Source organism: Streptomyces sp. NPDC051217 (assembly GCF_044455465.1).
In the GTDB taxonomy this organism is placed as follows: domain Bacteria; phylum Actinomycetota; class Actinomycetes; order Streptomycetales; family Streptomycetaceae; genus Streptomyces.
On record NZ_JBITEV010000006.1, the window covers coordinates 194313 to 206446 of the forward strand.

Consider the following 12134-nt stretch of genomic DNA (forward strand, 5'->3'; position numbering starts at 1 on the left):
CCCCTAATTGGGGGGGCCGCCCCCGCCCCCCCCCCCCCCCCCCCCCGCGCCCCCGGGGGGGGGGCCCCCCCCCCCCCGCCCCCCCCCCCCCACGCCCGGAGTGCGTTTCCCCACTCTCGCGTGACGCCGGTCGGCGGGGCGCTCGACGGTGACGGCCCGTCAAATTGTCGGGCCCAGCCGGACCACAAGGTCGCCCCGGTGGGTCAGCCCAGGAGAGGGCGACCGGAGCCGGAGAGGGGAAAGCCGCTCAGTACGCCGAGCGCAGCCGCGCACGCCGGAGTCTCGTGCGACGGCGACCACATCGCCGCCAGATCCACCATCGGCCCGGCCACCAGGGACCGGAAGACGACCCCGGGGCGGGCGATGAGCCGCTGCGAGGCCGGGACCAGTGAGACGCCCGTACCGGCCGCCACCAGGGCGACGATCGTCTGCATCATCACCGCTTCCTGGGCAACCACCGGGTGCGCGCCACCACGGCCCCGGCAGTAGTCGGTGATCAGGTCGTGCAGCCACTGCCCCTTCTCGCGCGGGAACAACACGAAGGGCTCACCCCGCAGGTCCCCCGGCCCGACCCTGTCCCGGCCTGCCAGCGGGTGGCCCGACGGCAGGGCGGCGAGCAGCGGCTCTCGCGCGACCAGGCGGGCCCGCAGCCCCGGGACGGGAGGAGACGGCGGGCGCAGCAGACCGAGGTCCAGCTCGCCGTTCCCGAGCGCGGTCAACTGCTCCGTACTCGTCATCTCCTTCAGCACGAGGCGCAGTTCGGGATAGTCGCGGCGGAGCAGGGGCAGCACCCGCGGGAGCACTTCCGCCGTCGCCGAACCCACGAAACCGAGCACGAGCCGTCCCAGTTCGCCCGCCGCCGTACGTCTGGCGGTCCGCACGGCCCGCTCGGCGCTCGCCACGGTCTCGCGTGCCCGGGGCAGGAAGGCTGCCCCGGCGGCGGTCAGTGCGACGCGCCGCCGGTTACGTGTCAGCAGCCGCACCCCGAGGGCGGTCTCCAGACGCTTGATCTGCTGCGAGAGCGCGGGCTGGGCGATTCCCAGTCGCTCGGCGGCGCGGCTGAAGTGCAGTTCCTCGGCGACGGCGATGAAGTATTCGATCCTGCGCAGCTCCACGGCCTCAACGTATAAGCAGGACGCATGAGTTGATAGCCGGTGACTGATTGAAGGTCTCACCCGTACCTCCTAGCGTCGCGCCCATGCGCAGACGACATTTCCTCGGAACAGCCGGAGTCATCGGCACGACGCTGGCCATGGGCGCGGGCGGTCGCGTCGCAACCGCCACGGCTCCGGTGGGCGCCGACGGCCTGGTGCGTACGGACCTGTGGGCACGCGGCGCGGGCGGTGCGCGCCTCTTCGTACGGGAGGTGCTGACCGCCGACGACGCGCACGGAAGCGGGCGGGGGCTGGGGCGCGGGCGGCGGGGCCGGCCCGCGCGGTCACTGCTGCTGGTGCACGGCGCGCGCCCCGGCGGCGCCGCCGCGTTCGACCTGCCCGTTCCCGGCGGATCGCTGGCGGCCGATCTGGCGCGGTCGGGGTACGCGGTGTACGTCATGGACATCCGAGGCTTCGGCCACTCCGACCTGCCGCCGGCGATGACCCAGGATCCCGCCGCCAACCCGCCCCAGGTGCGGTCCAACGAGGCGGTCGCCGACATCGACGCGGCCGTCGCCCTGATCCGTCGCCGCCGGGGCCCCGCCGGGCCGCCCGCCGCGCTCGGGTGGGCGACCGGCGGCCACTGGCTCGGTATGTACGCGGCACTCCACCCCGACCGGATCGCCGACCTGATGGTGCTCAACACCCTCTACGCGGGGACGAGCCCCTGGCCGTTGCACGCCGAACTGGCGGACCCGGAGAATCCCGACGAACCCCGGCCGCAGGCCGCGTGGCGTGCGGTCACGGCCGACTCGCTGACCGCGCGCTGGGACAGCGGCCTGGCCGGCGCCGACCCGGACGCTCGCCGGGACCCGGCGGTGCGCGACGCCTACCGCGAGGCCGCGCTGAGCGCCGATCCGACGAGCGGCTCCCGGACACCGCCCAGCTTCCGCAACCCCACGGGCCCGCTGATCGACGCCTTCTACCAGTCCAGGGGCCGGCAGTTCTACGACGCGAGCCTTGTCCGGGCCCGCACCCTCGTTCTCCGTGGTGACCAGGACTTCTGGTCCCGCCCGGAGGACAGCGAGCGGCTGGCGCTGCATCTGACCGGGGCGGGCGCCGTACGCGTACGGACCCTGCGCGGGGCGTCGCACTATCTGCATCTGGAACGGGAACGGTACGGGCGGGGCCAACTGCTCGCCGAGGTAAGGGACTTCCTCGGCCCATGAGTGACGGCCGCCGGGGCGAAGGTGGGGCGAAGGTCAGGCGTTCACCAGGATCTTTCCCCCGAATTCCGTGTCGTCCGGCAGCTGTCGCTTGATCCGGTCCAGGGCGTCACGGAACCCCGCCCCGACGATGCCCGACTCGTAGGCCGCCCCGCCGCAGCGCAGCGTGAGGCTCAGCTCGGCGCGCCCCGAGGGCGAGCCCGACGGACGCTCACCGAGCGTCAGCAGGCAGCTGAGCGTGGCCTGTTGGACTGCTCCGCCCGTGTTGACGGGCATGGGTATGTCCCACTCCAGCACGCAGGAGGACAGCACCCCGCCCGCCTCCGTGGCTTCCAGCCCGGAGAAATCGGCCCCCTCGTAAGCAACTCCCCTGATTCGGGTGCGGACTTGCCGCCCGTCCGCGATGATCGCGATGGGTTCCGCACCGCGGCGGTCCCGATACCAACCCGCCCATGACTCCGTCGACTCCGCTGTCATGGCGCGGACTGTAGCGGTACGGGACCCTCCGCCGCCGCGTGGGTCACCGCTTGAGCACTTCCGGCCCCCGGCTCCGCCGTTTTCAGCGCTTCACCGCTTCGCCGCTTCACCGTTTGCGGCCGTACGTCCTGACGACCACTCCGTTGCCGAAGGTGCGGTTGGATTCCAGGGCGAACTCGGTCTGGGCGAACTCTGTGCCGAACATGGGCATTCCGGAGCCGAGGATGAGCGGGTACGTCTTGACGACCAGCTCATCCACCTCGTCGACCAACTCGGCGGCGAGGTTCGCGCCGCCGCAGAGGTATATCCCGAGGCCCTCTTCCTTCTTCAGCTCCCTGACCTCGGCGGCGACGTCCCCGGAGACGATCTCCACGGCCGGGTCGGTGCTGGTAAGGGTCCGCGAGGCGACGAGCTGGCGCATATGCGCGTACGGGCTGGTGATGCCCATGTCCAGGGCCACGGCGTAGGAGCGCCTGCCCTGGATGATCGTGTCGTACCGCTTGTTCTCCAGGTGATCGATGCCGAGTGGCTGACGGCCCGGGGTCGGCAGGGTCTCCGGATACTCCTCCTTGAGGAAGCCGAAGAACTCCTCGTCGACGTAGCGGGTGAAGAAGTCCGCCTCACCGCTGGGGTCGCCGATGAAACCGTCGATCGACGCGGCGATGAAATACGTGAGCTTGCGCAAGCCGGTCCTCTTTCGCGATGGGTGACAGAAGGTGTCACGGCCGGCGCACTCCGGAGTCCGTCCGGAGTGCGCGACCTGACACCACTTCACCCATAGTGCTTCATGTGTAGTGGTTACGCAAGCTCATTTCTCCCCACCGGGCAGGCCTCAGTAGGTGCGTCGTGTGACGTATTCGGCCAAGGACAACAGATCTCCCGCCGCCGTCAGATCCGGAACCGCCAGGGACAGTTGGTGGACCGCGCGGGCCATCCGGTCGGCCGCCTGGGCCTGCGCCCAGTCGCGTCCGCCGGCCCGCTCGACCGCCGACGCGGCCCGCGCGACGGCGGCCTCGTCCATCGGCCGCCGGTAGAGATCCGCCAGCTCCTCGGCGGCGGGGTGCCCCGAGACCAGCGCGGCGACCACCGGCAGCGACTTCTTGTGGGCGACCAGATCGGCACCGGCCGGCTTGCCGGTCCGGTCCGGGTCGCCCCAGATCCCGATGAGATCGTCGATCAGCTGGAAGGCCAGCCCCGCCTCCCGGCCGAAGGCGTCGAGCGCCGCCACGGCCTCGTCGTCCGCGTCCGCGTAGAGCGCGCCGAGGGCACACGAAGTGCCCAGCAGAGCACCGGTCTTGGCCGTCGCCATGGTCAGACACTCGTCCAGCGAGACATCGTTCGGCCCGCGCAGCTCCAGTGCGCAGTCGGTCTGCTGCCCGGCGCACAGCTCGATGATGCAGGCGGTGAGGCGCCCGGCGGCCCGGGACGAGGCCGGATGGCGGTCCTCGGCCAGCAGCCGGAGCGCCAGCGCGTGCAGGGCGTCGCCGACGATGATCGCGTCGGTGGTACCGAAGACCGTCCAGGCCGTGGGCCGGTGTCTGCGGGTCGGGTCCTCGTCGATCACGTCGTCGTGCAGCAGGGTGAAGTTGTGGGCCAGCTCCACGGCGACCGCGGCCGGGACCGCACGGTGCGGCTCCCCGCCGAGGGCCCGCGTCGCCGCGAGAACGAGGGCGGGCCTGATCGCCTTGCCCACACCGCCCGACGCGAGCGAGCCGTCGGCCTCCTGCCAGCCGAAGTGGTACCTCGCGACGCGGCGTAAGGCAGGGGGCAACGACTCGACGGCGGCGCGCAGTTCGGGCTGGACGACGCTACGCGAACGCTCCAGGAGCGCCACGGCCTCGTGGCCATCGGTGGCGGCATCCGTGCTGGTCATGGTCGGGGTCACTTCCTCTGCGGCGGACTGGGGAACCAGGAGGGGAGCCGGGTCCTGTCCGGACCCGACGGGCGTGCGGGTGGGGCCCGGCCGTACGGACGCGCTCCGGGCTCCACCCGCGCCTCTCGGCTCAGCCCCAGCGGCTCACTTCCACGTTCTCCAGAACGCCGAGGGCGTCCGGCACGAGGACCGCGGCCGAGTAGTAGGCGGTGACCAGGTAGGAGATGATCGCCTGCTCGTCGATGCCCATGAACCGGACCGACATGCTGGGCTCGATCTCGTCCGGGATGCCGCTCTGCTGGAGCCCGACGACCCCCTGCTCGGTCTCGCCCGTACGCATGCAGATGATCGAGGTCGTCCGGGCGTCGGAGACCGGGATCTTGTCGCAGGGGAAGATCGGCACACCGCGCCAGGCCGGCACATGGGTGCCGGCGACATCGACCGTGGCCGGATTGAGCCCCCGCTTGTTGCACTCGCGGCCGAAGGCGGCGATGGCCCGCGGATGCGCGAGGAACATCTTCGAGCCACGGCGACGCGACAGCAGCTCGTCCATGTCGTCGGGGGTGGGCGCACCGTCGTGCGGCTGGAGGCGCTGCCCGTAGTCGCAGTTGTTCAGCAGGCCGAACTCCCTGTTGTTCACCAGCTCGTACTCCTGGCGCTCACGCAGCGCCTCGACCGTGAGCCGCAACTGCTGCTCGGTCTGGTTCATCGGCTGGTTGTAGAGGTCGGCGACCCTGCTGTGGACCTTCAGCACGGTCTGCGCGACGCTCAGCTCGTACTCCCGCGGCGCCCCCTCGTAGTCCACGAACGTATGAGGCACCACGGCCTCGCCCACGTGGCCGGCGGAGAGGTCGATCGCCGCCTCGCCGTACTTGTTGGTGCGCTGCTCCGGGATGGACGCGAGCGCGTCCAGATGCCTGCGCAGCGGCTCCGCCCGCTCCGCCAGGTTCAGCACGTCCTGCCGGGTCAGCACCAGCACCGTGCAGGCCGTCGCCGCACGTGCCGTGTACTGCCAGGTGGCCTCTTCGTCGACCAGTGCCTGATCGCCGAAGTACGCCCCGTCGGCGAGGACTCCGAGCACCGTCTCGTCCCCGTAGGGTCCCTCCCCCACCTTCTCCACCTTGCCGTGGGCCAGCAGGTACACCCGGTCCGCCGGGCCACCGGAGGCGGCCACGGTCTCGCCCGCGGTGAACTCCTGCTGCTCGCAGCGGTTCGCCAGCTCGGTCAGTACCTCCTCGTCCTCGAAATCACGCAGCGCCGGCAGCTCGCCCAGCTCCGCCGGGACGACCGCCACCCGGCCGCCGGTCTGCACGAACGTCACGCGCCCGTCGCCGACCGCGTAGCTGAGCCGCCGGTTCACCCGGTACGTACCCCCCTGCACCTGCACCCACGGCAGCATCCGCAGCAGCCACCGCGAGCTGATTTCCTGCATCTGCGGAGCCGACTTCGTGGTGGTCGCCAGGTTCCGCGCCGCGGCCGTCCCCAGGCTCTGCTGGGAAGGCGGCTCAACCGTACGGACCTCGTCACCAACCGACATGAGTCTCCCTCTCAATCATGGGCTGACCTGCGTGAACAAGCCTTTCACCAGGTTCAGTTGGCGCGCCATCACACAAATGAGTGGGACTGGATCACGGTCGCCGGGGCACAGTTGCGGTTCCTGTCATCGACGGTCAGGCGCGGCCGAAAGTGACCGGAATGGCTCGTACAGCGTGCGAATTGATGGTCCACTCCACGGTGTTCGGGGAATAGCCAGCGATACGAACCGCTCCACATCCACCGGTCAAGGAGGCGACATGGCCACACCCATGTCTGCGAGCAGCTTCATCCGCGCGCTGAAGGACGAGGGTCTGACCGTCGTCGAAGTCGGCGACTGGCGTACACACAACCGCAACCACGTCGGGCCCTGGGGCCCGGTCCACGGCGTGATGATCCACCACACGGTCACCAAGGGCACCGCGAACACCGTCCGGATCTGCCGTGACGGCTACGCGGGACTTCCCGGGCCGCTGTGCCACGGCGTCATCGCCAAGGACGGCAAGGTCCATCTGGTCGGCTACGGCCGCGCCAACCACGCCGGCAGCGGCGACGACGACGTCCTGCGCGCCGTGATCGCCGAGACGGCCCTGCCGCCGGACAACGAGGCCAACACGGACGGCAACAGGCACTTCTACGGCTTCGAGTGCGAGAACCTGGGCGACGGCAAGGACCCGTGGCCCGCCGTCCAGGTCGAGGCCATGGAGGCCGCGGCGGCGGCCGTCTGCCGTGTCCACAGATGGAACGCCCCCTCGGTCATCGGCCACCTGGAGTGGCAGCCGGGCAAGATCGACCCCCGTGGTGTCTCCATGGCCGGTCTGCGCCGACGGATCGACGAGCGGCTGAGCTAGCCGGCCCGCGCCGGACCACGCCGGACCGACAATGGATGTGTGACTCCCGAAGCGCTCGACCTCACCGCCCTGCGGCCCCGGCTGCCGTCACCCCTGCGGGCGGTCGAGGACGAGCGCTTCACCCGTCGCGGCGTACGGCTGCTGCTGAAGCGGGACGATCTGATCCATCCCGCGCTGCCGGGCAACAAGTGGCGGAAACTCGAACCGAACCTGAAGGCCGCCGTCGACGGCGGCCACCGCGTCCTCGTGACCTTCGGCGGCGCGTACTCCAACCATCTGCGCGCCACCGCCGCCGCGGGCCGGCTGCTGGGCTTCGCGACGGTCGGCGTCGTACGGGGCGACGAGCTGGCCGCCCGCCCGCTGAATCCCTCCCTCGCCCACTGCGTCGCCGACGGTATGCGCCTGCACTTCGTCGACCGGGCGGCCTACCGCCGCAAGGCGGAGCCCTCCGTACTGAGGGCGCTGCTGACCGCCGCCGTCGACGGCCTCCCCGTGCCCCGTGAGCGGGTGTACGTCGTCCCCGAGGGCGGCAGCAACTCCCTTGCCGCGCGAGGCTGTACGGCCCTCGGGCAGGAGCTGCGCGGCGTGGCGGACGTGGTGGGTGTCGCCTGCGGCACCGGCGGCACCCTCGCGGGCCTGGCCGCCGGTCTCGCCCCCGGTCAGCGCGCCGTCGGCTTCCCCGTACTGAAGGGCGGCTTCCTGGCCCGTGAGGTCCGCGCGCTCCAGCTGGCGGCCTTCGCGGCCCCCGGGGCGACTGGCGTCTCGACGAACGCTTCCACGGCGGCGGCTACGCCCGTACGACACCCGCCCTCGACGCCTTCGCCGCCGGCTTCGAGGACCGGCACGGCCTCCCGGTCGAGCGCCTCTACGTGGCCAAGATGCTCCACGGGCTGACGGCCCTGGCCGAGGAGGGCGCCTTCTCGCCCGGCAGCACGGTGGCCGCCGTGATCACCGGACGCCCGGAGCCGGACGGCGAGGGCCGACCGGGCGACGGGGATCAGTCGGCCGGCGAGGCTCAGTCGGACTCTTCCCGGTAGGCCGCCGCCTCCTCCAGGTCCAGCCGGCGCAGCAGCGTACGCAGCATCTCGTCGTCGATACGCCGCTCGTCGCGCAGCGTCACGAAGACATCGCGTTCGGCCCCGATCATCTCCCTGGAGAGCCGCCGGTAGGTGTGGTCGGCGGATTCGCCGGTGATCTCGTTGACCGTGCCCAGCCGTTCCCACACGGAGTTGCGTCGCCGCTCCAGCACGTTGCGGAGCCGTTCCACGAGCGGCTCCGCCAGGGCGTTGCGTTCGTCGGAGAGCAGTTCGTCCAGCCGCCGCTCCGCCGCCAGCGACGCCCGGCTCTGCGCCTGCGCCTCGGCCAGCGTCTCGGCGTACTGGTCACGCCCCGGCAGTTTCAGCTTTCTGATCAGCACGGGCAGGGTGAGGCCCTGGACGACCAGGGTGCCGATGACGGTCGTGAACGTCAGGAAGAGGACGAGGTTACGGGCCGGGAAAGGGTCGCCGTCGTGCACGGTCAGCGGGATGGAGAAGGCGATGGCCAGCGACACCACGCCGCGCATGCCCGCCCAGCCGACGACGAGCGCCGATTTCCAGTCGGTGTCCGGTTCCCGTTCCCTGATCCGCCGCGACAGCCAGCGTGGCACGAAGGTGGCCGGATAGACCCAGATGTAGCGGACCAGGACGACGGTGGCGAACACCCCCAGGGCGTAGCCGGCGACCTCCATGGCCCCGTAGGAGCCGAGCCCCTCCAGTACATAGGGCAGTTGGAGCCCGATCAGGGCGAAGACGACGGACTCCAGGACGAAGGAGACCATCCTCCACACCGCGTCCTCCTGGAGCCGGGTCGCGAAATCGACCTGCCAGGACCGGTGTCCGAGGTAGAGCCCGACCACGACGACGGCCAGCACACCGGACGCGCCGACCTGTTCGGCCGCCGCGTAGGCGACAAAGGGGATGAGCAGCGAGAGCGTGTTCTGGAGCAGCGCCTCACGAAGGTGCGTACGGAGCCAGTGGATCGGCACCATCAGTACGAGGCCGACACCGATGCCTCCCAAGGAGGCCAGCGCGAACTCGCCGATCCCGCCGGCCCAGCTCGCGCCTTCCCCGATGGCCGCGGCGAGCGCCACCTTGAACGCGGTGATCGCGGTCGCGTCGTTCACGAGCGACTCGCCCTGCAGGATGGTCGTTATCCGGCTCGGCAGCCCGAGCTTGCGGGCGATCGCGGTGGCGGCCACCGCGTCCGGGGGCGCGATGACCGCGCCGAGCACCAGCGCGGCGGTCAGCGGCAGGTCGGGGATGAAGAGATACGCGAGATAGCCGACGGCGAGCGTCGCGAAGAGGACATAGCCCACGGAGAGCAGACCGACGGCCCGCAGATTGGCCCGCAGGTCCAGGTACGAGCTGTCCACGGCGGCCATGTGCAGCAGGGGCGGCAGCAGCAGCGGCAGGACGATGTGCGGGTCGAGCACGTAGCTGGGCACGCCCGGCAGGTACGCGGCGCCAAGTCCCGCCGTGACGAGCATCAGCGGAGCCGGCACGGGCGTCCTTCTGGCTGCCGCCGCGATCACCGCGCTTACCGCCACCAGGGCGATCAGCTGCAACGGGTCCATCGCACCGTCCTCCACTAGCGTCGTAATCTGGCCATCATGAGTGAGTGCCAGCACGTTGCCGACCTCCCACGCCCCGAGACAGTGCCGCTGAACGACACGTGCCTGGAGTGTCTGGAGTCCGGCAGCCACCACGTACAGCTGCGGCTCTGTCTGGTCTGCGGACATGTGGGGTGCTGCGACTCGTCGCAACACCGACACGCCTCGCAGCATTTCAGGGACACGGGCCACCCCGTGATGCGTACCTTCGAAGAGGGCGAGACATGGCGATGGTGCTTTGTCGACGGTTCGATCGTCTGAGGCCTGGGTACGTCAACCATCCGCCCGCTCTTCGCAATTGATTGCCGCACACCTCTAGCCACTGTCCGTGCACATATGCCTACTATGAGTAACCGACGGCTCGGCCCTGGCCCGGGGGTCCCTGCGACACGGGACCATGGATCGCGATAGCGTCGCCAGTCCAGACCGGCTGCGTACCGACTACGTACCGCAAGGCTTCGGGTTTCCCTTCCCGGAGCCCTGAGAAGCTTGTGCCACCTTGGAGGTGAGGGTGTCCCAGATCGCAGGCGAGCCCGGGACCCAGGACTTCGTGGAAGTCCGGCTGCCCGCTGCGGGTGCCTACCTGTCCGTGCTGCGTACGGCCACGGCCGGACTGGCAGCACGCTTGGACTTCACCCTCGACGAGATCGAGGACCTGCGCATCGCGGTCGACGAGGCCTGCGCGATCCTGCTCCAACAGGCCGTACCGGGCTCCGTCCTCAGCTGTGTGTTCCGGTTGATCGACGACTCTCTCGAGGTGACCGTCTCGGCGCCGACGACCGACGGGCGCGCGCCCGAGCGGGACACGTTCGCGTGGACGGTGCTCTCGGCGCTCGCGGGCAAGGTCGACGCGACGGTCGCCGACGACCGTACGGTCGCCATCAGCCTGTACAAGCAGCGCGGCGCGGGACCCGGGCCGGCGTGAGGAACGGGGACGGTCCGGTGCGTGACGAGGAGCGGGTCCCCCAGGATCCGCGTGAAGGGCATGAGGTTCCGGTGGATCCGGCGCTCGTGCCGTCGGGCATTCCGGAGCAGCAGGCCCGGCCTCATCCGGTGGACGGGCTTGACGGCCAGACGGCCGGGGCGGAGCAGGCGCAGGCAGAGCGGGCGGCCACGATGAGCGAGCACAAGCAACACGATCCACATGACCGCAGCGGGGCGCGGGCGATGTTCATCGAGCTGCGCAAGCTGCCCGAGGACTCGCCCGAACGGGCGCTGCTGCGCAATCAGCTGGTGCGGATGCATCTGCCGCTCGTGGAGCATCTGGCCCGCCGGTTCCGCAACCGCGGCGAGCCGCTGGACGATCTGACGCAGGTCGCGACGATCGGCCTGATCAAGTCGGTGGACCGGTTCGATCCGGAGCGGGGGGTCGAGTTCTCGACGTACGCCACGCCCACGGTCGTCGGCGAGATCAAGCGGCACTTCCGCGACAAGGGCTGGGCGGTGCGGGTGCCGCGCCGCCTCCAGGAGCTGCGGCTGTCGCTGACGACGGCGACGGCGGAGCTCTCGCAGCAGCACGGCCGTTCACCGACGGTGCACGAGCTGGCGGAGCGTCTGGGCATCTCCGAGGAAGAGGTCCTCGAAGGGCTGGAGTCGGCCAACGCGTACAGCACGCTGTCCCTGGACGTGCCGGACACGGACGACGAGTCCCCGGCGGTGGCGGACACGCTCGGCTCCGAGGACGAGGCGCTGGAGAGCGTCGAGTACCGCGAGTCGCTGAAGCCTCTGCTGGAGGATCTGCCGCCGCGGGAGAAGCGGATCCTGCTGCTGCGGTTCTTCGGCAACATGACGCAGTCGCAGATCGCGCAGGAGGTCGGCATCTCCCAGATGCATGTCTCGCGGCTGCTGGCACGGACGCTGGCGCAGTTGCGCGAGAAGCTCCTCGTGGAGGAGTGACCGCCCTCGATCGCCGGACAGGCTCAGCGACGTCCGGCGATCGCCGTGCACGGCGCTCCTGGCGGGCTCACACGCCCTAGGCCCGGTCCGGGCCCCTGATGCCGAGCGCTTCCGTGGTCGTCGGGCTGACGAGCAGGACCAGCGCGGACACGGCGATCACCGCGAGCGCGATCCCGGCGGGAATCAGCGCGCCGCTGGAGCGCAGCAGCGTCCAGGCGACCGGCAGCGCCATGATCTGGGTGGCGACGGCGGGGCCGCGGCTCCAGGCGCGGCGCAGCAGCAGTCCGCGGGCGGCGAGCAGCGGGATGAGGCCGAGGGCGATGAGGGTGAGACCGCCCATCTCGGCCTGCTGGGGGCTGTCGGGCCGCCCGAGCAGCCCCATCACGAGCAGGTACCCGCCGCCGGCGACGAGCGTGAGGGCTTCGAGCCCCGCGCAGGCAGCCGCGGCGGTCAGCCGGCCGGGTCGCGGGCTCGGGTCGGGGGTGTTCTGGTCAGCGCTGCTCACCCCAGCAGCGTAGCGGCCGGTTCCCGGTG

Annotated in this window: 12 protein-coding genes and 1 pseudogene; 6 read left to right on the forward strand and 7 right to left on the reverse strand. The window is 70.9% G+C overall.

Features of this window, described 5'->3' with window-relative positions; translation table 11 throughout:
- Window positions 1-203 precede the first annotated feature (203 nt).
- Window positions 204-1115 carry a LysR substrate-binding domain-containing protein gene (locus ACIBBB_RS16430; protein ID WP_398982394.1) on the reverse strand — a complete coding sequence of 304 codons (912 nt, stop codon included), beginning with the start codon at window positions 1113-1115 and terminating at the stop codon, window positions 204-206.
- 83 nt (window positions 1116-1198) lie between these two features.
- Here ACIBBB_RS16430 and ACIBBB_RS16435 point away from each other — a divergent pair, with 83 nt between their 5' ends.
- Window positions 1199-2323, forward strand: a complete 1125-nt coding sequence (locus ACIBBB_RS16435) for an alpha/beta fold hydrolase (protein ID WP_398982396.1) — start codon at window positions 1199-1201, stop codon at window positions 2321-2323.
- A 33-nt stretch (window positions 2324-2356) separates the two neighbouring features.
- On the opposite strand, the gene ACIBBB_RS16440 is transcribed toward ACIBBB_RS16435, so the two are convergent.
- The 4 genes from ACIBBB_RS16440 to ACIBBB_RS16455 all read right to left on the reverse strand — a co-directional run bounded on the left by ACIBBB_RS16440 (window position 2357) and on the right by ACIBBB_RS16455 (window position 6207).
- Window positions 2357-2797, reverse strand: a complete 441-nt coding sequence (locus ACIBBB_RS16440) for a DUF6304 family protein (RefSeq protein ID WP_398982398.1) — start codon at window positions 2795-2797, stop codon at window positions 2357-2359.
- Between the two features lie 106 nt (window positions 2798-2903).
- Window positions 2904-3482, reverse strand: coding sequence for a dihydrofolate reductase family protein (locus tag ACIBBB_RS16445; protein ID WP_398982400.1), 579 nt, complete (start codon window positions 3480-3482; stop codon window positions 2904-2906).
- 147 nt (window positions 3483-3629) lie between these two features.
- Window positions 3630-4670, reverse strand: a complete 1041-nt coding sequence (locus ACIBBB_RS16450; RefSeq protein ID WP_398982402.1) for a family 2 encapsulin nanocompartment cargo protein polyprenyl transferase — start codon at window positions 4668-4670, stop codon at window positions 3630-3632.
- Between the two features lie 130 nt (window positions 4671-4800).
- Entirely contained in the window at window positions 4801-6207 is a 1407-nt protein-coding gene (locus ACIBBB_RS16455) for a family 2B encapsulin nanocompartment shell protein (RefSeq protein ID WP_398982404.1), read from the reverse strand.
- 256 nt (window positions 6208-6463) lie between these two features.
- Here ACIBBB_RS16455 and ACIBBB_RS16460 point away from each other — a divergent pair, with 256 nt between their 5' ends.
- The gene (locus tag ACIBBB_RS16460; RefSeq protein ID WP_398982406.1) at window positions 6464-7054 is read left to right on the forward strand and encodes an N-acetylmuramoyl-L-alanine amidase; all 591 of its coding nucleotides are present in this window, start codon (window positions 6464-6466) and stop codon (window positions 7052-7054) included.
- A gap of 39 nt (window positions 7055-7093) precedes the next feature.
- Window positions 7094-8091 (forward strand): annotated as a pseudogene (locus tag ACIBBB_RS16465) (1-aminocyclopropane-1-carboxylate deaminase/D-cysteine desulfhydrase).
- Here ACIBBB_RS16465 and ACIBBB_RS16470 read toward each other — a convergent pair.
- Window positions 8070-9668, reverse strand: a complete 1599-nt coding sequence (locus ACIBBB_RS16470; RefSeq protein ID WP_398982408.1) for a Na+/H+ antiporter — start codon at window positions 9666-9668, stop codon at window positions 8070-8072. The pseudogene ACIBBB_RS16465 and the gene ACIBBB_RS16470 sit on opposite strands and share 22 nt — an antisense overlap.
- Before the next feature lie 36 nt (window positions 9669-9704).
- Between ACIBBB_RS16470 and ACIBBB_RS16475 the strand changes: the two genes are divergently transcribed.
- The 3 genes from ACIBBB_RS16475 (at window position 9705) to ACIBBB_RS16485 (ending at window position 11600) form a co-directional block, all read left to right on the forward strand.
- The gene (locus ACIBBB_RS16475) at window positions 9705-9965 is read left to right on the forward strand and encodes a UBP-type zinc finger domain-containing protein (protein ID WP_398982410.1); all 261 of its coding nucleotides are present in this window, start codon (window positions 9705-9707) and stop codon (window positions 9963-9965) included.
- A gap of 250 nt (window positions 9966-10215) precedes the next feature.
- The gene (locus tag ACIBBB_RS16480) at window positions 10216-10629 is read left to right on the forward strand and encodes an anti-sigma regulatory factor (protein WP_023538758.1); all 414 of its coding nucleotides are present in this window, start codon (window positions 10216-10218) and stop codon (window positions 10627-10629) included.
- A complete protein-coding gene (locus ACIBBB_RS16485; RefSeq protein ID WP_398982412.1) occupies window positions 10518-11600 on the forward strand; it encodes an RNA polymerase sigma factor SigF in 1083 nt (360 codons plus the stop codon). The genes ACIBBB_RS16480 and ACIBBB_RS16485 overlap by 112 nt, the downstream gene beginning before the upstream one ends.
- A gap of 76 nt (window positions 11601-11676) precedes the next feature.
- On the opposite strand, the gene ACIBBB_RS16490 is transcribed toward ACIBBB_RS16485, so the two are convergent.
- Window positions 11677-12105: a hypothetical protein gene (locus ACIBBB_RS16490; RefSeq protein ID WP_398982414.1), complete on the reverse strand. Its 429-nt coding sequence runs from the start codon at window positions 12103-12105 to the stop codon at window positions 11677-11679.
- Window positions 12106-12134: the final 29 nt, after the last annotated feature.

Bases quoted from the DNA above. Each gene is read 5' to 3' on its own strand.
- ACIBBB_RS16460 (WP_398982406.1), top strand. From the start codon at position 6,464: ATGGCCACACCCATGTCTGCGAGCAGCTTCATCCGCGCGCTGAAGGAC.
- ACIBBB_RS16475 (WP_398982410.1), top strand. From the start codon at position 9,705: ATGAGTGAGTGCCAGCACGTTGCCGACCTCCCACGCCCCGAGACAGTG.
- ACIBBB_RS16440 (WP_398982398.1), bottom strand. From the start codon at position 2,797: ATGACAGCGGAGTCGACGGAGTCATGGGCGGGTTGGTATCGGGACCGC.
- ACIBBB_RS16450 (WP_398982402.1), bottom strand. From the start codon at position 4,670: ATGACCAGCACGGATGCCGCCACCGATGGCCACGAGGCCGTGGCGCTC.
- ACIBBB_RS16455 (WP_398982404.1), bottom strand. From the start codon at position 6,207: ATGTCGGTTGGTGACGAGGTCCGTACGGTTGAGCCGCCTTCCCAGCAG.
- ACIBBB_RS16470 (WP_398982408.1), bottom strand. From the start codon at position 9,668: ATGGACCCGTTGCAGCTGATCGCCCTGGTGGCGGTAAGCGCGGTGATC.
- ACIBBB_RS16435 (WP_398982396.1), top strand. From the start codon at position 1,199: ATGCGCAGACGACATTTCCTCGGAACAGCCGGAGTCATCGGCACGACG.